This is a genomic window from Faecalibacterium sp. I3-3-89 (assembly GCF_023347275.1).
Lineage (GTDB): Bacteria > Bacillota > Clostridia > Oscillospirales > Ruminococcaceae > Faecalibacterium > Faecalibacterium butyricigenerans.
This window is the reverse complement of the sequence record NZ_CP094468.1, coordinates 2,388,909-2,406,438: the sequence shown is the minus strand read 5'-3', so window position 1 is coordinate 2,406,438 and position 17,530 is coordinate 2,388,909. Positions and strand designations below refer to the sequence as shown.

The window sequence follows — 17,530 nt, the reverse complement described above, 5'->3', positions numbered from 1 at the left end:
GAGCAGCCCTTAACTCGTTGCGGGGAGAGTGGAGTCCAGAGGTAGGGAGGGGGGAGTCGAAACACCCCTCCCTGCCTCTGGCCCGCGCGGAGCGCAAACCGCTTAACCAAAAGAAAAAACATCCCCCGCGCCACCAGCGCGCAAGCCAGCTAAAAAACAACCCCACATCAAGTCGTTATAACAGACCCTCAAGAGAGAAAGAGAGTATTATCCGAATGAAAATTGCGTGTATTTCCCTTGGATGCCCGAAAAATCAGGTCGATCTGGACGTCATGGTCCACATCCTGTTGTCTGCGGGCCACGAGACGGTGGCCGACCTCGGCGAGGCGGACGTCATCCTCGTCAACACCTGCGGATTCATCGAGAGTGCCAAGACTGAGGCCATTGAAAATATCCTCGAGGCCTGCTCCTACAAGCAGGTGAACCCGAACCTGAAGGTGGTCGTCACCGGCTGTCTGGCCGAGCGCTACCGGAGCCAAATCGAGGAGGAGATCCCCGAGGTGGACGCCGTGGTCGGCTGCGCCTCTAATAAGGCCATCGACTCCATCGTGGCCCGCCTGTTCAGCGGCGAAGAGCATCTGGAGAGCTACGGCCTCAAAAAGGACTTCCCGCTGGGCGGCAAGCGCGTCATCGGCACGCCCGCCCACTATGCGTACTTAAAGATCGCCGAGGGCTGCAACAACCGCTGCCACTACTGCGCCATCCCCGGCATCCGCGGCCCGCTGCGCAGCCGTGAGATGGCCGACTGTGTGGCAGAGGCCCGCTGGCTGGCCGGTGAGGGCGTCAAGGAGCTTATCATCGTGGCACAGGACCCCACCGCCTACGGCGAGGACTGGGGCAAGCCGGGCAGCATCTGTGAGCTGCTGGACAAGCTGAACCGGATCGACGGCATCCAGTGGATCCGCATTATGTACGCCTACCCTGAGCGCATCACCGACGAGTTCATCGCTGCCATGAAGCGGAACGAGAAGGTCCTGCCCTACCTCGACCTGCCCATCCAGCACTGCAACGACACCATCCTCAAGAACATGAACCGCCGCTCTACCCGCGCCGAGCTGCTGGAGGTCATCGGCAAGCTGCGCCGTGAGATCCCGGACATCACCCTCCGCACGACCCTCATCGCGGGCTTCCCCGGCGAGACAGAGGAGCAGTTCGAGGACTTGTGCAGCTTTGTGAAAGAGGTGCAGTTCGACCGTCTGGGCTGCTTTGCCTACTCCGCCGAGGAGAACACCGTCGCCGCCAAGATGGACGGTCAGATCGAGCAGGAGGTCAAGGACAGGCGCGCCGAGCTGGTGATGCAGATCCAGACCGGCATCATGGCCCAGAAGCAGGCCGCAAAGGTGGGCCAGACCGTCCGCGTCCTCTGCGACGGCGTGGATGACGAGAGCGGCCTCTACCTCTGCCGCACCGCCGCCGACGCCCCCGAGGTGGACGGCAATGTCTGCGTGTCCAGCGAAGAGCCGCTCTACCCCGGCGAGTTCTATGACGTGCTGGTGGAGGACAGCGACCTTTACGATTTGTATGGTACTGTCGTAAAATAACAGATTGGAGGATAATTCTGTATGAATCTGCCCAATAAGCTCACCCTGACCCGTATTCTGCTGGTGCCGGTGTTCATGATCTTCGTCTCTCTCGGCCAGTATATCACGCCGAGCTACAACCCCCGCTACTATCTCATTGCAGGCTTTGTCTTTGCCGTAGCCAGCTTCACCGATTTCCTCGACGGCCATCTGGCCCGCAAGTGGAACATGGTCACGGATTTCGGCAAGTTTGCCGACCCGCTGGCCGACAAGCTGCTGACCACAGTGGCCTTCATCTACATGATGCGGGACGGCGTATGCAGCCCCGTGGTGCTCTGCATCATTCTGGCCCGTGAGTTCGCTGTCTCCGGACTCCGCATGGTAGCCGCCGGTGCCAAGGATGGCCGGGTCATCGCCGCCAATATGTGGGGCAAGGTGAAGACCGTGCTGCAGATGCTGACCATCCTCTTCTACTACTTCACGGTCTCCCTGACCGGAAACGTGCTGGGCCAGCAGTGCGCAGGTGTGGCCTCTGTGCTGTGCTGGGGCGTGGCCGCTGTGACCGCGATCTCCGGCATCAAGTATCTGTGGGACAACCGCAGCTTCATCAATACGGCAAAATAAGCGCCTCACCGGGTGTAAAAAAGAAACGAGCGGAAAAACCGCTCGTTTCTTTGATATTGTAGCAAATAATTACAGGTAGGAGAGCGCAAGATGCTGAAAAACATCCTCATCGTCGGGCGAAAGCTGGCTTCGGCAGCCCTGAATTTCCTCATCGTGTACTTCGAGACCATTGCCCTCCCCATGAGTTGGGCGCTGGGAGGCACCATCATGTTCACCATGTACACCGAGCTGTCCAACATTTTCAACGGCGCGGTCTGCCTGCTGGTGGGGTTGTGGCAGCTGGGCTGCGTCTTCACCGGGCGGGAACTGCCCCTCTGGCTCAAGCGGCTCAAATTCATCTCCACCAGCTGCCTTGCCATGACCTTCCTGACGGTGGTCATCATTCTGGCCCCCATGTACGAGGACGGCAATGGCTGGTACATCATGCTCTTCACCGACTCGATGCTCTACCATCACTTCCTCAACCCGGTGCTGGCCATCCTGTCGCTGGTGCTCTTCGAGCGTCTGCCCCGCCTGCCGCTGGGACAGGTCTGGTGGGCGCTGGTCCCGACCGTCCTATACGGTCTGTATGATCTGCACGGGAATATTACAGGGACCATTGACGGCCCCTATCCCTTTATGCGGGTGTATGACCAGACCATCCCGGAGACGCTGACATGGTTCGCCATCATCCTTGGGACAGACCTTCTGTATGCCTTCCTGCTCTGGTGGCTGGGCGGCAACGGAAAGAAGAGCAAAGTGGGCTTGAAATTCCGGACATAAGAAAAGGCCGCTGTACCTTGTCTGTAGGTACAGCGGCCTTTTTGGCCTCTCCAGCCACAAAAGCCTTACAGCAGCGGGATCCCTGCCTTTTCGCAGGCTTCGCGGGTGGCGGCGTCCCAGACGCTGGCCTGGACCTCACCGATGTGGGCGCTGCCCAGCAGCAGCATACACAGACGGCTCTGGCCGATGCCGCCGCCGATGGTGTAGGGCAGCTCGCCGTTCAGCACAGCCTTGTGGAAGGGGAGCGTGCGGCGGTCGTCGCAGCCTGCGGCGGTGAGCTGGCGGTCCATGCTCTCGGGGCTGACGCGGATGCCCATGCTGCTCAGCTCATAGCTGCACTGCAGCGGCTCATTCCAGAACAGCAGGTCGCCGTTCAGATCCCAGTCGTCGTAGTCGGGTGCACGGCCATCGTGGGGCTTGCCGCTCTTGAGGGGGGCGCCGATCTTCATCAGGAAGGTGGTGCCGTTCTCCTTGACGAAGGCGTTCTCCCGCTCCTTCGGGGTCAGGTCGGGGTACTTATCCTCCAGCTCCTGTGAGGTGATGAAGGTGACGTTGGGGGTGTGGAGCGGCAGGTCCTGCAGCTGGGGGAACATGGCGTGCAGGTTCATCTCGGTGGCGCAGACCGCCGACACGATGGAGCGCACGACGTTCTTCAGGTACGTCTCGTTCCGGTCCTCTTCGCGGATGACCTTCTCCCAGTCCCACTGGTCCACATAAATGGAGTGGAGGTTGTCCATGTCCTCGTCGCGGCGGATGGCGTTCATGTCGCAGTAGAGGCCTTTGCCGACCCGGAAGCCGTAGTCCTTCAGGGCTTTGCGCTTCCACTTGGCCAGCGACTGGACCACCTGAACCTCGATGCCGCTGTCCTTGGTGTCGAAGGTGACTTTCCGCTCGACGCCGTTCAGGTCGTCGTTCAGGCCGGTGGAGGCCTCGACAAAGAGCGGTGCCGACACGCGGTAGAGGTTCAGCGTGGCGCACAGGGTGTCGGCGAACAGCCGCTTCACCGTGCCGATGGCGCGCTGGGTGTCGTACAGGTTCAGCGCGGGCGTGTAGTTTGCCGGAATGATGATCTTGCTCATGGCAGTTTACCCCTCTCTGCTGCCCTGCGCCGCCGAAATGCCGCGCCGGGGACAGCTTCCCTTTAATAAAGTAAATTATGGCACAAGTCGGGGGAGATGTAAAGGGGAAAGCGCTGATTTTGCAGCGCGGTCAGGCCTTTTTGCGCAGAATAAACCTCGGTCCTTCCTCGCCCATCGTTCCCGTGGGCACGAAGCCCACCCGGCGGAGGACAGCCTGCGAGGCGGTGTTGCCGGGGTCGGTCTCGGCCTCGACGGCGGTGACGCCGGGCTGGCCGAAGGCCCAGCGGCAGGCGGCGCGGACGGCCTCGGTGGCATAGCCCTGATGCTCGTACTCCGGCAGGAGGCCGTAGCCGATCTCGGGGTGGCCATTTTCGGGCAGGCCCTTGAAGCAGAGGTCGCCCACCCAGTCGCCGGAGTCATTCTGATAGAGGCCCCATGCGGTGTACCAGACCCACTGATCGGGGTGGGCGAGTGAAAGGTCCAGCATATCGGTGTAGGGCTGGACAAGCTCCGGGTCGGTGGTGCGGGCCAGAAGGGCGCGCATCCCGTCCGGACGCAGGGGGATGAGGAAAAGGCGTTCGGTGAGGAGCTGCATGACAAAAAACCTCCGGTCTGTGTTTTTGCCCAGTGTAGCACAGCCGGGAGAGGGAGTCAAACGCTTGACTTACGCCCCGGCGGCTATTATAATAAAACTGTAAAAGGATAAATGCGTTTATCCGGGCAGAGTAGCGCCGCATCGTCTGGGCAGAGAAAACGGGCCGTTGGCTGAAAGCCTGTTTGCAGACCGCTGTGTGAAGTGCGCCCGGGCAGCACGCTGCGGGAAATTTGAGTATCGCAGTGCGGATGGCCGCCGTTACCGGCCCTGAGCGACAAACCGGAGTGGAACCGCGATCTTGAAAAAGAACCGCCTTCGATGCTGTGCCTTTTGGCGCAGCGTTGGAGGCTTTTGCTTTTTCAGGCAAGAGGGCATCGCGGCTCCGGCCTGTCCCACAAGAAGGAGTATTTCAGCTATGCAGATCTTCAACACCCTGACCCGCCAGAAGGAAGAGTTCGTGCCGCAGGTGCCCGGCGAGTACCGCATCTACGTCTGCGGCCCCACCGTCTACAACTATATCCACATCGGCAACGCCCGCCCGCTCATCGTCTTCGATACCCTGCGCCGCTACCTCGAGTACCGCGGCAACAAGGTCATCTACGTCTCCAACATCACCGACATCGACGATAAGCTCATCAAAAAGGGACAGGAAGAGGGCACCTCCATGAAGGAGGTCGCCCAGCGCTTCGAGGCCGAGTACCTCAAGGACGCCGCCGGTCTCAACTGCAAAAAGCCCACCGTCCAGCCCCGCGCCACCGAGCACATCCAGCAGATTTTGGACATCGTGAAGGACCTCATCGAGAGCGGCCACGCCTACGTTGCCAAGAACGGCGACGTCTATTTCCGGGTCAAGAGCGACCCCGAGTACGGCAAGCTGAGCCACCTCAAGCTGGACGACCTCGAGAGCGGCAACCGTGAGCTGCGCAGCCAGATGGAAGACGACCTGAAGGAAGACCCCGCCGACTTTGCGGTCTGGAAGGCTGCAAAGCCCGGCGAGCCTGCGTGGGAAAGCCCTTACGGCATGGGCCGCCCGGGCTGGCACATCGAGTGCAGCGCCATGAGCCGCACCCATCTGGGCAAGACCATCGACCTCCACTGCGGCGGTCAGGACCTCATCTTCCCCCACCACGAGAATGAGATCGCCCAGAGCGAGTGCGCCAACGGCTGCACCTTCGCCCGCTACTGGATGCACAACGGCTTCATCAACGTGGACAATCAGAAGATGTCTAAGAGCCTGCACAACTTCTTCACCGTCCGCGATGTGGCAGACCTCTACGGCTACGAGCCGATCCGCTACTTCATGCTGACCGCCGGCTACCGGATGCCGCTGAACTACACGGTGGACCTCATCGAGAGCTGCAAGAACAGCCTCGAGCGCCTCTATACCTGCCGCGAGAACCTCGACTTCGCCCTCAGCAAGGCCGAGTTCGGCACCGACGAGAGCCTGAAGGAGAAGGCCGAGGAGGCCAAGCGCAAGTTCTGCACCGCGATGGACGACGACCTGAACACCCCCGATGCACTGGCCGCAGTCTTCGACCTCGTGAAGGACATCAACACCCTGTCCGCCGCTTCCAGCAAGGCCGCTCTCGAGGCCGGCGCTGCCGCCTTCGACGAGATCACCGGCGTGCTGGGCCTGATGTACAACCGCAAGAAGGACGAGGTGCCCGCCGAAGTGACGGAGCTGGTGGAGAAGCGTGCCGCCGCCAAGAAGGCGAAGGACTGGGCCTCTGCCGACGCCATCCGCGCCCAGCTGACCGAGATGGGCTGGGCCGTCAAGGATACCGCTCAGGGTCCCCAGCTGAGCAAGCTGTAAGAGAAGAACCAAATGCAGGGCAAGCCTGCGCTTTTGCCAGAAGCTGGTAGCTTTGGGCGGCGCGGGCCTGCCCTGCTTTTTTATGGAAAAGAAAGCGGGGGAGGGATGTTGTAATATTGCTGATTTTATCGAAAAATGTTTACAGGCTCTGCCGGGTAATGGTATGATAAAGGTATCTTTGGAGAAAAATACAGCTGCATGATGGAGAGAACGAAGATGATGAAACGAAACTGGATGCACCGACTGGGAGCATTCGCAGCAGCTGCAGCGCTGGTGCTCAGCCTCGCAGGCTGCGGGGCTTCGCAGAGCGGCGGACCGGCAGATGTCGAGCCGGTGCAGCTGACCGTCTGGACGTACTACAACGGCGACCAGCTGGAAAGCTTCAACAGATTGGTCGAAGAGTTCAATGCGACCGTCGGCAAGGAACAGAACATCACCGTGGAAAACTGCAGTCAGGGCAATGTCAATGACCTTGAGGCACAGGTGATGGCCTCGGCACAGGGCAAGGTGGGCGCAGAGGAGATGCCCAACATCTTCATGGCCTACGCGGACACCGCCTATGCGATGGACCAGATGAGCGAGCTGGTGGACCTTGCGCCCTACTTCACCGACGAGGAGAGGGCGGCCTACATCGGGAGCTACCTGACCGAGGGCGACTTCAACGACGACGGCAGCATCAAAATATTCCCGGTGGCAAAGTCTGTGGAGCTTTTGTTCCTGAACGACACCGACTGGCAGACCTTTGCCGATGCCACCGGCGCAGAGTACGCCGACCTTAAGACCATCGAGGGTCTGGTCGGGACTGCCGAAGCCTACTACAACTGGACGGACGCCCAGACCGAAACGCCCGACGACGGCAAGGCCCTGTTTGGCCGCGACGCGATGGCGAACTATATGCTCATCGGCGCAAAGGAGCTGGGAGACACCCTCTTCGACGTCAAGGGCGGCAGGATGACCGTGGAGCTGACCGAGGCCACCGCCCGCAGGCTGTGGGACAACTACTATGTGCCCTACGTCAAGGGCTGGTTCTCCGCCAGCGGCCGCTTCCGCAGCGACGACATTAAGATCGGCAACATTCTGGCCTACGTCGGCTCCAGCTCCAGCGCCACCTATTTTCCGTCTCGGGTAATGCTGAGCGACACCGAGAGCCACAGCATCGCCCTGAAAGTCCTGCCTGCGCCCCATTTTGCCGACGGCGAGAAATTCGCGGTCCAGCAGGGGGCCGGTATGGCCGTGGCAAAGACCACCGACGCCGAGGAGGCAGCCAGCGTGGTCTTCCTCAAGTGGCTGACCCAGCCGGAGAATAATATTGCCTTTGCGGTAGGCTCCGGCTATCTGCCCGTGACCCACGCCGCCAATGAGATGGACGCCATCCGCAGCAGCGGCCTCATCCTGACCGGAAACATGGAGAACATCCTGACGCAGGCCGTCGATACCGTGAACAGCAGCGAGATGTACACGCCCCGCGCCTTTGAGGGCGGCACCAAGGCCCGCGACACCCTGACCTACAGCATGAGCGACCTTGCGGAGGCTGACCGTGCCACCGTCGTCGCGCGCATCGCCGCAGGCGAGAGCGTGGCCGACGCTGAGGCGGAGTTTATGACCGATGAGTATTTCGAGGCATGGTATCAGAGCCTCTGCGATGCCCTGCGCCAGTACGAGGGCTGAGACGGCACAAAGACGAGTGGACAAGTGAAAGAAGGGAGAGACCATGAAGCTTCTGATGCGAGATGAAGCAAAAGGAAAAGAACACACCATCTTTGCGGCGCTGATGGTCATGCTGGTCATCATGGTCATGCTGATGGCCTCGGCCATTGGGGTCAGCGGCGTCACCCTCCGACTGGATGAGAACGCGGTGGACATCCTCGACAAGCAGGTGGAGAACCGTGCCCGGTATATTGAGACCCAGCTCCAGCAGGCACAGGACCTGACGGAGCTTTCGAGCTTTATCAACGATACGGCTCGGCAGATGCTGGACGAGGGGACGATCTCCCTCGATACGCTGGATTCTACCGGCGGTGAGAGCCTGCCCCTGCTGGAAGCGGCCGCTCCGAGGCTGCTCAAGGCGCTCCGCGCCAAGCAGGTCAGCGGCGTCTTCCTCATCCTGAACACCCACGACTTTACAGACCGCACCTCCGGCGACCGGCTGCCCTGCGTCTATCTGCGGGACCTCGACCCAGAAGCCGCCTCCTCGGCGGACAACTCCGACGTGATGTTTGAGCGCGCTCCGGCAGAGCTGGTGCAGGCCTTCGGCATCACTACGGACAAGGCGTGGACGCCTGCGCAGCAGTATCTGGAGGGGGAAGAGGATGCCTTTTATGTCCGGCCCTTCCAAGCTGCCTATGAGAGCGGGGAGCAGACCGGAGCTGCGGCGGATTATGGCCGCTGGACGACCCTGCCCTATACGCTGCTGGGCGATGACCGGGAGGCCATCGCCTACGCGCAGCCTCTGATTTTGGACGACGGCACGGTGTACGGCGTTCTGGGCATCGAGATGCTGGAAAGCTATATGGACACCAAGCTCCCGTGGGACGAATTGCAGAACGACAACCACGGAAGCTATCTGCTGGCCTCCACGACTTCCGACCTGCGGGGCGAGGAGCTGCAGATCCATGTCACCGCCAACACCGGCGAGCAGACGGCCGCGCTGCAGAAGGAAGGATGGGAGCTGACCCTCCACCGCGCCAAGGGCTACTGGCATTATCCGAGCGGCGGTGCCAATCAGGTCGCCAGCATCCGCCAGATCAGCCTCTACAACCGCAACGCCCCCTTCTCGGGCGAACGGCGGCTGCTTATCGGCGTGGTGGGAAGGAACGACCTCTTCCGCTTCTCCCAGTCGGTGACGAATCTCGTGAGCTTTGCGATCCTGCTGACGCTGGGCTTTGGTCTGGGCTGCGCATTCTTCGTCAGCATCGGTCTGGCCCAGCCGGTCGCTCAGCTCTCGAAGGAGCTGGCGGATGCGCAGGAGCGGCATCAGGCCGTCCCGGAGTTCTCCCGCACCGGCATCCGGGAGCTGGACAGGCTGGCCGACGCCATCGTGACCCTGAGCACCGACAACTACAAAGCAGCCGTAGCCGAGCGCAGCCGCATCGAGCACGAGCGCGATTACGACGCCCTTACCGGGCTGTACAGTCGTCAGGCCTTCTTCCGGGTCTGCGGCGAGCTGTTCGAGAAGCCCAGAATGATGCGCTGTGCGGCCCTGATGATGACGGACCTCGATAACCTCAAGACCATCAATGATACCTACGGCCACGACTGGGGCGACATCTATCTGCGCAAGACGGCCCACAGCCTGCAGCAGGGCGTGCCCGGCGGCACCGTGGTGGCGCGGCTCTCCGGCGATGAGTTCCTGCTGCTGTTCTACGGCTATGAGACGAAGGAGGCCGTGCGGAAGGACATCCGGAAGTTGGAAGAGGGCTTTGCCCGGAGCAGCGCCACCCTGCCGGACGGCAAGAAACTGTGCATCCGGATGTCCGGCGGCGTAGCATGGTATCCCGACGATGCAGCCGACCTCGACACCCTCAAGCGATACGCCGATTTTGCGATGTACGAGGTCAAGCACTCCACCAAGGGCGAAGTCCGGGAGTTCAACATGGAGCACTACCGCGACGGCATCTACGCAATGAAGCAGCGCAGCGACTTCGAGATCCTTGTCCGGGAGCGGCAGGTGGACTACTACTTCCAGCCCATCTTCTCGGCCCGGGACGGCCATGTGGCGGCTTATGAGGCCCTGATGCGGCCCCGGCTGCCCGCCCTGAGCTCTCCCCAGAGGGTGATGGAGCTGGCCAGCGAGATGGGGCGGCTGTATGACATCGAGAAGCTGACCCTGTTCCGCGCCTGCGAGTGCTATGAAGCGCTGGAAGCGGCGGGCAAGGTGGAGCCGGATGCCCTCGTCTTCGTCAACAGCATCGCCAGCGTCAGCCTGAACGATGAGGATTGGGCGCACTTCCGTGCGGCCCACAAAGCCATCCTCTCGAAGCTGGTGGTGGAGATCACCGAGGAGGAGGAGATGGACGAACAGGCGCTGGAGCGGAAGCGGAATGCCACCGGTGCGCCCGCCGTCTTTGCGCTGGACGACTACGGCAGCGGCTACAGCAACGGCAGCAGCCTGTTGACCATCGCGCCCCGCTATGTCAAGGTGGACATCGCCATCATCCGGGGCATTGATGCCGACCCCGACAAGCAGCAGTTCCTCAAGGCCCTCATCGACTATGCCCGCCCCCGCGGCGTGCAGGTGCTGGCCGAGGGCGTGGAGACGATGGATGACCTGCGCAGGGTGTTGGAGATGGGCGTGGACCTTCTGCAGGGCTACTGTCTGGCCCGCCCGGCCGCAGAGCCTCTGGCCATCCACGAAAAGGCGGTCAGAGTCATCGAAGAAGCGGCCCGCCAGCGGGATGCATGATAAAAAAACAAGTCCTCTGTACCACAACAGGCACAGAGGACTTGTTTTTTTTTTGCGGTTTACTGGATAAAGCTGACAAAGAAGGGGCAGAGCACAGCAGTGAGGACGCCGGCCACCGCGATGGACAGGCCGCTCATCGCGCCCTCGACCTCGCCCATCTGAAGGGCCTTGCTGGTGCCCACGGCATGGGCCGAGGTGCCGATGCCGATGCCCTTGGCGATGGGGTCGGTGATGTGGAAGGCTTTGCAGATCACCTCGGCCAGCAGGTTGCCCGCGATGCCGGTGAGGATGACGACGGCACCGGTCAGGGCCGCGATGCCGCCCAGCTCGGCGGCGACATCCATGCTGATAGCCGTCGTGACCGACTTGGGCAGGAGGGTGGCGTACTGTTCCCGGGTGAGGCCCATAGCCAGTGCCAGCGCCAGCACGCTGCCAAGGCTGACCAGCGTGCCCACCGAGATGCCCGCGATGATGGCGGCGGCATTCTCCTTCAGCAGGTCCCACTTTTCATACAGCGGGATGGCGAGGCTGATGGTGGCCGGCAGCAGCAGGTAATTCACCGGCGCGGCACTGGCCTTGTAGTCGGCGTAGGAGATGTTCAGCAGGCTCAGAAAGAGGATGACAAAGATGCTGCCCAGCAGCAGCGGATTGAAGATGGCCTTGCCGGTGGTCTTGTTGATGAGGGTGCCCAGTGCGAAGGCGGCCAGCGTCAGCAGCACGCCCCACGCGGCGGAACCGGAGAGAAATCCGTTCAGCAGTTCAGTCATGTTCGACCTCCTTTTTTGCAGCGCGGCGGCTGGTGAGGGCCTGCGTGGTGCGGCCTGCGCTCACAAGCACGAGCACCGTCACCGGCACGATGGCGATGAGGATGGGCAGCAGCATCGCGCCCATCTCGGCCCAGAGCTCCATGACGCCCGCAGCGGCGGGCACGAATAGCAGCGGGAAGATGCCGGTGAGGAACAGCCCCACCTCCTTGACCTGCTCGAGCTTCACGATGCCGAGGCGGAGCGCCGCCAGTAACAGCAGCAGGCCGTAGACGCTGGCCGGGACGGGGAGGGGCAGCAGGGCGTGACAGATCTCGCCCAGAAAACAGAACGCGAGGATGCGCGTGAATTGAAACAGATAGTTCGTAGGGATGCCTCCTTTGGCTTGAAAGAAACGAGAGATTACATCATGGAATACAAGTCAACAGTATAATCCAAAAGCCACGGCGGTGCAACGGCAATTCTGGCCAAGATTTTGCACCCCCGGCACGGAAAACTGGCGGTTTGGATAGGGCGGCTCTGACTACGAAAAAAATCCCGGGTCGAATGACTCGGGATTTTTGTGGTGGAGCATTGTCCACAGCACTCGAACCTGAATTTATTCCAGATACTGCGGCAGATTCCAAGCACCTCGCAGCACACGGTGAATCTCCACAATCTTGTTTTCATCGGTGACGCGGTAGAATACCAGATACTGGTCAACGACCATCCTGCGATAAGCAGGGTCAAGGCGGTAGACCTCGTACATTTTTGGAGTATCGCCTAATTTGGTGATCTTCTCCCGCAGCTCTTTCAGTACGCGGCGGGCCGTTTTAGGGTAAAAGCCAGACAGATACCGGGCAATCTCGTTCAAATCTTGCACAGCAAGGGGCAGATATTTAATTTTATACGTCATACTGCTTGCCTAGCGTCTCCCATACGCTCTCGTGGTCTGCCCACTGCGTGTCGGGGTCTGCCGCCTGCTGCTTTGCCTTGGCAAGTGCCTCGGCAACATACCGCTGGTGCAAAAACTCTTCGTACTTGGCGTAGTCCTCAATGTTGATGAGAACTGATTCTCCACGGCCATGATTCGTGATGATCACATGGTCGTGGTCTTTGAGCATCTCCGAAATTTCGGCGTAATGGTTGCGCAGATCCCGGGAAGGGCGAACGAATGTCTGCATCATACGAGACACCTCCTATCGGGATAATTGTATCACAAAATGACTACGAGTGCAAGGCGGATGATTCTGACGGTGAGAGCAAGAATCGTCCCGTGGCCACAAATTTTCAGTTGTTGAAAATTCTTGCTCCCTTTGGAACAGCTTCTTGTTGGGGCGTGCGGTGCCCCAAACCCTGCTTCTGAGGTTGCGATAAACTAGGAGTTATCGAACCGCACTTGTGATTTCTTCTAATGTGTCCTGGCGAAGCCACTTTCCAAATACTTGAGAATTCTTTGACGGCAGATAACCCAAATTCGTATATCCCAGCTTCTTCAAAAGGCTCATACTTGGAATGTTCTCTCTTTCAGTAAAACAGATAAAATCCCACTGAGGATAGTGCTTGTGTAAATACTCAATTAAAGAGGACAAGGCTTCATAGGCGTAACCGTTTCGGTGAACTTTATAAGAAAATGTGTACCCTAAAGAAATTGTGCCCTCGTTAGGCATAACGACGATTTCGCCAATCATGACATCCGTTTCTCTTAATGCAACACTAATCATAGTCGGCGATGCGATATTCAGGGCATTGTCTTTATTACGCTCGATCAAAGTAACAATATCCTTATAATCTTTCGTCTGGCCTCGTTGATATTTCGAGCATCGCTCGTTATTTCGATAATCAACCATCTGAATCGCATCTTTAGGACTTACATTTCTTAGTCTGAGCCGATTTGTTTCTAAAAAGGTCATCTTCTCATCCTTTCACATTCCGGCTTATGGGCCGAGTAGCCCTTTCTCAAAACCTCCTGTAAACAAAAAGCGTACCCGAACCCTTTCTCATAGAGAATCGGGTTCGAGTACGAACTGTATGGTGGACGGTACAGGACTCGAACCTGTGACCTCCTGCACGTCAAGCAGATGCTCTACCAGCTGAGCTAACCGTCCATATTCTATTTTGCTGTAGTCAGCTCAATTATGATAGCATAGGATGGAATAAAAATCAAGCCTTTTTTGCAAAAATCTCCAAAAAATCTTTCTGCCGCAGGCAGGGGAAGCGAAAAGGTTATCGTTGCCCCTTTTTTATAGCTGTGCTATAATAAGATGATTACAATAGGAAAGGTATCGCAGAATGAGAGTATTGGGCATCGACCCGGGCTACGCGATCGTGGGCTGGGGCGTGGTGGACTATGCGGGAAACCGCTTTGCACCGGTGGATTTCGGCGCGGTGTGCACGGACGCCGGTGTGCCGTTCGAGCGGCGGCTGGATGAGGTGTATGCAGGCATCCGGGAGGTCATCGAGCAGACACGGCCAGAGGCGCTGGCCATCGAAAAGCTGTTCTACCAGCACAACCAGACCACCGTCATCGGCGTGGCCGAGGCGCGCGGCGTCATCCTGCTGGCGGCGGCGCAGGCGGGGCTTCCCATCTACGAGTACACCCCCATGCAGGTCAAGCAGGCCGTTACCGGCTACGGCAAGGCCGTGAAAAAGCAGGTGCAGGAGATGACCCGCGTTCTGCTGCACCTGCCCGCCATCCCCAAGCCCGACGATACCGCCGACGCGCTGGCGATGGCCATTACCTTCTGCCACACCAACGGCAGCCAGCTCAACCGCTTCGTGCGGAGAGTGCCCGGCCCTATCTGAGCTGCCCTTGACAGCAGGGCACTATAGTTTCCGAAACAATAAAACTTTCTCGTATCCGATAGACCTGCCCGGCACGCCAGTGGCTCTCCCTATGGGAGAGCTGGCAATGCCGGCAGGCATTGACTGAGAGGGCTATTATGATATACAGCTTAACCGGAAAGATCATCAAAAAGACCCTGAACGCTGTGGTCATCTGCTGCGGCGGCGTGGGGTACTACGCCCAGTGCCCGGCCAGCGTGGCCGGTGCGCTGCCCGGCGTGGGCAAGGAGGCCACCATCTACACCGTGATGAGCGTCACGGAGAACGACGTCAGCCTCTACGGCTTTGCCAGCGAGGAGCAGCAGGCCTGCTTTGAGCTGCTCACCTCGGTGTCGGGCGTGGGCGCGAAGGTGGGTCTGGCCATCCTGAGCGTCATGGAGCCGGACCGTGTGGCGCTGGCCATCTCGGCGGGCGACCACAAGGCGTTCAAGGCTGCGTCCGGCGTCGGCCCGAAGCTGGCCCAGCGCATCGTGCTGGAGCTGAAGGATAAGGTGGCCAAGGGCTTTGCAGGCGGCATCGACCTTGAGAACGTAGCAGGCGCGGCTGCGGATACCGCCGCTGCGCAGGGGGCAGGGCAGGCCATCGCCGCGCTGGTGTCGCTGGGCTACAGCCAAAGCGAGGCCGCGCTGGCCGTCTCCAAGATCGACGGCACGCTCCCCGTGGAAGAGATCATCAAGCTGGCGCTGCGCAGCATGGCGGGCAGGAGGTAAACGATGCAGGACGAAACCGCGCTCTACGGCGCAAAAATGATGCAGCCCGGGATGACGGCGGCGGACAGCGAGGAAAACAACCTCCGCCCCCAGCACCTCGAAGACTACATCGGACAGGAAAAGGTCAAGCAGAACCTGAAGATCTATCTCGAAGCGGCCAAGCGCCGGGGCGAGCCGATGGATCACATCCTGCTCTATGGCCCGCCGGGTCTGGGCAAGACGACGCTGGCCGGCATCATCGCCAACGAGATGGGGGTGCAGATCCGCATCACCAGCGGCCCGGCCATCGAGAAGCCCGGCGACCTCGCCGCCCTGCTGACCAATCTGCAGGAGGGCGACGTCCTCTTTATCGACGAGATCCACCGCCTTTCCCGGCAGGTGGAAGAGGTGCTCTACCCGGCGCTGGAGGATTACGCGCTGGACATCATGATCGGAAAAGGCCCCAGCGCCCAGAGCATCCGCATCAATCTGCCCCGCTTCACGCTGGTGGGCGCGACCACCCGCGCGGGCCAGATCACCGGCCCGCTGCGGGACCGCTTCGGCGTGCTGCTCAAGCTGGAGCTTTACAGCCCCGATGAGTTGAGCCGCATCATCATCCGGTCGGCAGGCATCCTTGACCAGCCCATCACCCCCGAGGGCGCTTACGAGCTGGCAAAGTGCAGCCGGGGCACGCCCCGCGTGGCGAACCGCTTCCTGAAGCGGGTCCGCGACTTTGCCACGGTGCTGGGCGACGGCGTCATCGATCAGGAAGTGGCGCTGCTGAGCCTCAAGCGGATGGACGTGGACACACTGGGTCTGGACGAACTGGACCGCAGCCTGCTGCGCGCCATCATCGAGATGTACAGCGGCGGGCCGGTGGGTCTGGAAACGCTGGCCGCTGCCCTCGGCGAGGAGGCTGTGACGCTGGAAGACCTGTGCGAGCCGTATCTGATGCAGATGGGCTTCCTGACCCGGACGCCGCGGGGCCGCTGCGCCACCCGGCTTGCTTACGAACACCTCGGCCTGAAAGCGCCTGAGAGCGGCAGCGCCGAGGACAATGGACAACAGAGCTTATTTTAAGCGAGGTATTTACTATGGGAAAGTATTTTGGTACCGATGGTGTGCGCGGCGTGGCCGGTGCAGATCTGACCTGTGAGATGGCGATGCTCATCGGACGCGGCGCTGCCGCCGTGCTGACCAGCAGCACCGGCCACAAGCCCCACATCCTCATCGGCAAGGACACCCGCCAGTCCGGCGATATGCTGGAAGCTGCCCTGACGGCCGGCCTGTGCAGTGTGGGCGCGGACGTCGAGAGTCTGGGCGTCGTGCCCACCCCCGCCGTAGCCTATCTGGTGCGCAAGTACAACGCCGACGCCGGTGTCGTCATCTCGGCCTCCCACAACCCGATGGAGTTCAACGGCATCAAGATCTTCGCCGGGACCGGCTACAAGCTGCCGGACGATGTGGAAGAGGAGATCGAGGCACACATCGACGACAAGTGTGCGGGCATCCCGCTGGCCACCGGCGACGGTGTGGGCCGTGTGACCTGCCGCATCGACGGCATCAAGGACTACGTCGAGCATCTGTATGAGTCCATCGGCGGCGACCTGTCGGGCCTGAACGTCTGTATCGACTGCGCCAACGGCGCGTCCGCCGAGGTGGCCCGGCAGCTGTTCCCCCGTCTGGGCGCAAAGTGCACCTTCCTCGGCGTCAGCCCCGACGGCAGGAACATCAACGCCGGTGTGGGCAGCACCCATCTGGACAATCTGGAAAAGGCTGTCGTCGAGGGCGGCTTCGACTGCGGCATCGCCTTTGACGGCGACGCCGACCGCTGCCTCGCCTGCGACGAGAAGGGGCAGGAGCTTGACGGCGACAAGATCATCGCCCTGCTGGCGATGGCGATGAAGGATAAGGGCCGTCTGGACGGCAACACCGCTGTCGTTACGGTCATGTCCAACCTCGGCTTCGTCAAGTATATGGAGTCTCAGGGCATCAACACCGAAAAGACCGCCGTAGGCGACCGCTACGTCCTCGAGAATATGCGGGAGAACGGCTACGCCATCGGCGGCGAGCAGAGCGGCCACGTCATCCTGCTCCACCACGCCACCACCGGCGACGGCGAGCTGACCGCAGGCAAGCTGCTCAGGCTGCTGGCCGAGAGCGGCAAGAAGATGAGCGAGCTGAACGGCATCTATGCCCAGTACCCGCAGGTGCTGGTGAATGTCGTGGCCAATGCTGCCCAGAAGGCTGCCTACAAGGCGGACGAGGTGCTGGCCGGTTTCATCGAGAACGAGGAGCAGAAGCTGATGGGCATGGGCCGCGTGCTGGTGCGGGTGTCCGGCACCGAACCGAAGATCCGCGTCATGGTGGAGGGTCAGGACCTCGAGGCCATCGATTGCTGCGCCAAGCGCATCGTGGAGAAGATCAACAAGCGCATCCTCGAGGGGCTCGAGGGTTAA

Annotated in this window: 17 protein-coding genes and 1 tRNA gene; 10 read left to right on the top strand and 8 right to left on the bottom strand. The window is 60.6% G+C overall.

The annotated features are described in order from the left end of the window. The first annotated feature begins 215 nt into the window (after positions 1-215). The 3 genes from rimO to MTP38_RS11635 all read left to right on the top strand — a co-directional run bounded on the left by rimO (position 216) and on the right by MTP38_RS11635 (position 2,906). The gene (rimO, locus tag MTP38_RS11645) at positions 216-1,541 is read left to right on the top strand and encodes a 30S ribosomal protein S12 methylthiotransferase RimO (protein WP_249233655.1); all 1,326 of its coding nucleotides are present in this window, start codon (positions 216-218) and stop codon (positions 1,539-1,541) included. A 21-nt stretch (positions 1,542-1,562) separates the two neighbouring features. Then, positions 1,563-2,144: a CDP-diacylglycerol--glycerol-3-phosphate 3-phosphatidyltransferase gene (gene pgsA / locus MTP38_RS11640; RefSeq protein ID WP_249233654.1), complete on the top strand. Its 582-nt coding sequence runs from the start codon at positions 1,563-1,565 to the stop codon at positions 2,142-2,144. Between the two features lie 90 nt (positions 2,145-2,234). Further along, positions 2,235-2,906 carry a hypothetical protein gene (locus MTP38_RS11635; RefSeq protein ID WP_249233653.1) on the top strand — a complete coding sequence of 224 codons (672 nt, stop codon included), beginning with the start codon at positions 2,235-2,237 and terminating at the stop codon, positions 2,904-2,906. Positions 2,907-2,971: 65 nt separating this feature from the next. Here the strand turns inward: MTP38_RS11635 and asnA are convergent, their stop codons facing one another. Beyond that, positions 2,972-3,985: an aspartate--ammonia ligase gene (gene asnA, locus MTP38_RS11630; protein WP_227621406.1), complete on the bottom strand. Its 1,014-nt coding sequence runs from the start codon at positions 3,983-3,985 to the stop codon at positions 2,972-2,974. A 130-nt stretch (positions 3,986-4,115) separates the two neighbouring features. Further along, a complete protein-coding gene (locus tag MTP38_RS11625) occupies positions 4,116-4,580 on the bottom strand; it encodes a GNAT family N-acetyltransferase (protein WP_249233652.1) in 465 nt (154 codons plus the stop codon). Positions 4,581-4,995: 415 nt separating this feature from the next. On the opposite strand from MTP38_RS11625, the gene cysS reads away from it, so the two are divergent. From cysS to MTP38_RS11610, 3 genes are all read left to right on the top strand, one after another. Continuing rightward, positions 4,996-6,393: a cysteine--tRNA ligase gene (gene cysS / locus MTP38_RS11620; RefSeq protein WP_249233651.1), complete on the top strand. Its 1,398-nt coding sequence runs from the start codon at positions 4,996-4,998 to the stop codon at positions 6,391-6,393. 216 nt (positions 6,394-6,609) lie between these two features. After that, on the top strand, positions 6,610-8,061 hold the full coding sequence (locus tag MTP38_RS11615) for an ABC transporter substrate-binding protein (protein WP_249233650.1): 1,452 nt from the start codon (positions 6,610-6,612) through the stop codon (positions 8,059-8,061). 43 nt (positions 8,062-8,104) lie between these two features. Next, positions 8,105-10,795, top strand: coding sequence for a bifunctional diguanylate cyclase/phosphodiesterase (locus tag MTP38_RS11610; RefSeq protein ID WP_249233649.1), 2,691 nt, complete (start codon positions 8,105-8,107; stop codon positions 10,793-10,795). A 59-nt stretch (positions 10,796-10,854) separates the two neighbouring features. Here MTP38_RS11610 and MTP38_RS11605 read toward each other — a convergent pair whose 3' ends face one another. From MTP38_RS11605 to MTP38_RS11580, 6 genes are all read right to left on the bottom strand, one after another. Next, positions 10,855-11,562, bottom strand: a complete 708-nt coding sequence (locus tag MTP38_RS11605) for an LrgB family protein (RefSeq protein ID WP_249233648.1) — start codon at positions 11,560-11,562, stop codon at positions 10,855-10,857. Then, entirely contained in the window at positions 11,555-11,857 is a 303-nt protein-coding gene (locus MTP38_RS11600; protein WP_249234691.1) for a CidA/LrgA family protein, read from the bottom strand. The genes MTP38_RS11605 and MTP38_RS11600 overlap by 8 nt, the downstream gene beginning before the upstream one ends. 300 nt (positions 11,858-12,157) lie before the next feature. Next, complete coding sequence (locus tag MTP38_RS11595) at positions 12,158-12,454, bottom strand: type II toxin-antitoxin system RelE/ParE family toxin (RefSeq protein ID WP_249233647.1); 297 nt, start codon at positions 12,452-12,454, stop codon at positions 12,158-12,160. Further along, positions 12,444-12,725, bottom strand: a complete 282-nt coding sequence (locus MTP38_RS11590) for a type II toxin-antitoxin system prevent-host-death family antitoxin (protein WP_005935267.1) — start codon at positions 12,723-12,725, stop codon at positions 12,444-12,446. The genes MTP38_RS11595 and MTP38_RS11590 overlap by 11 nt, the downstream gene beginning before the upstream one ends. 198 nt (positions 12,726-12,923) lie before the next feature. Further along, positions 12,924-13,451 carry a GNAT family N-acetyltransferase gene (locus MTP38_RS11585; RefSeq protein ID WP_207686130.1) on the bottom strand — a complete coding sequence of 176 codons (528 nt, stop codon included), beginning with the start codon at positions 13,449-13,451 and terminating at the stop codon, positions 12,924-12,926. A 119-nt stretch (positions 13,452-13,570) separates the two neighbouring features. Beyond that, a tRNA-Val gene (locus MTP38_RS11580) sits at positions 13,571-13,646 on the bottom strand. Between the two features lie 184 nt (positions 13,647-13,830). Here MTP38_RS11580 and ruvC point away from each other — a divergent pair. From ruvC to glmM, 4 genes are all read left to right on the top strand, one after another. After that, complete coding sequence (ruvC, locus tag MTP38_RS11575) at positions 13,831-14,343, top strand: crossover junction endodeoxyribonuclease RuvC (RefSeq protein ID WP_249233646.1); 513 nt, start codon at positions 13,831-13,833, stop codon at positions 14,341-14,343. A gap of 137 nt (positions 14,344-14,480) precedes the next feature. Then, positions 14,481-15,092 (top strand): Holliday junction branch migration protein RuvA, encoded by a 612-nt coding sequence (gene ruvA / locus MTP38_RS11570; protein WP_227621415.1) that lies wholly within the window; start codon positions 14,481-14,483, stop codon positions 15,090-15,092. A 3-nt stretch (positions 15,093-15,095) separates the two neighbouring features. Then, positions 15,096-16,151 carry a Holliday junction branch migration DNA helicase RuvB gene (gene ruvB / locus MTP38_RS11565; protein ID WP_249233645.1) on the top strand — a complete coding sequence of 352 codons (1,056 nt, stop codon included), beginning with the start codon at positions 15,096-15,098 and terminating at the stop codon, positions 16,149-16,151. Positions 16,152-16,165: 14 nt separating this feature from the next. Next, the gene (gene glmM, locus MTP38_RS11560; RefSeq protein WP_249233644.1) at positions 16,166-17,530 is read left to right on the top strand and encodes a phosphoglucosamine mutase; all 1,365 of its coding nucleotides are present in this window, start codon (positions 16,166-16,168) and stop codon (positions 17,528-17,530) included.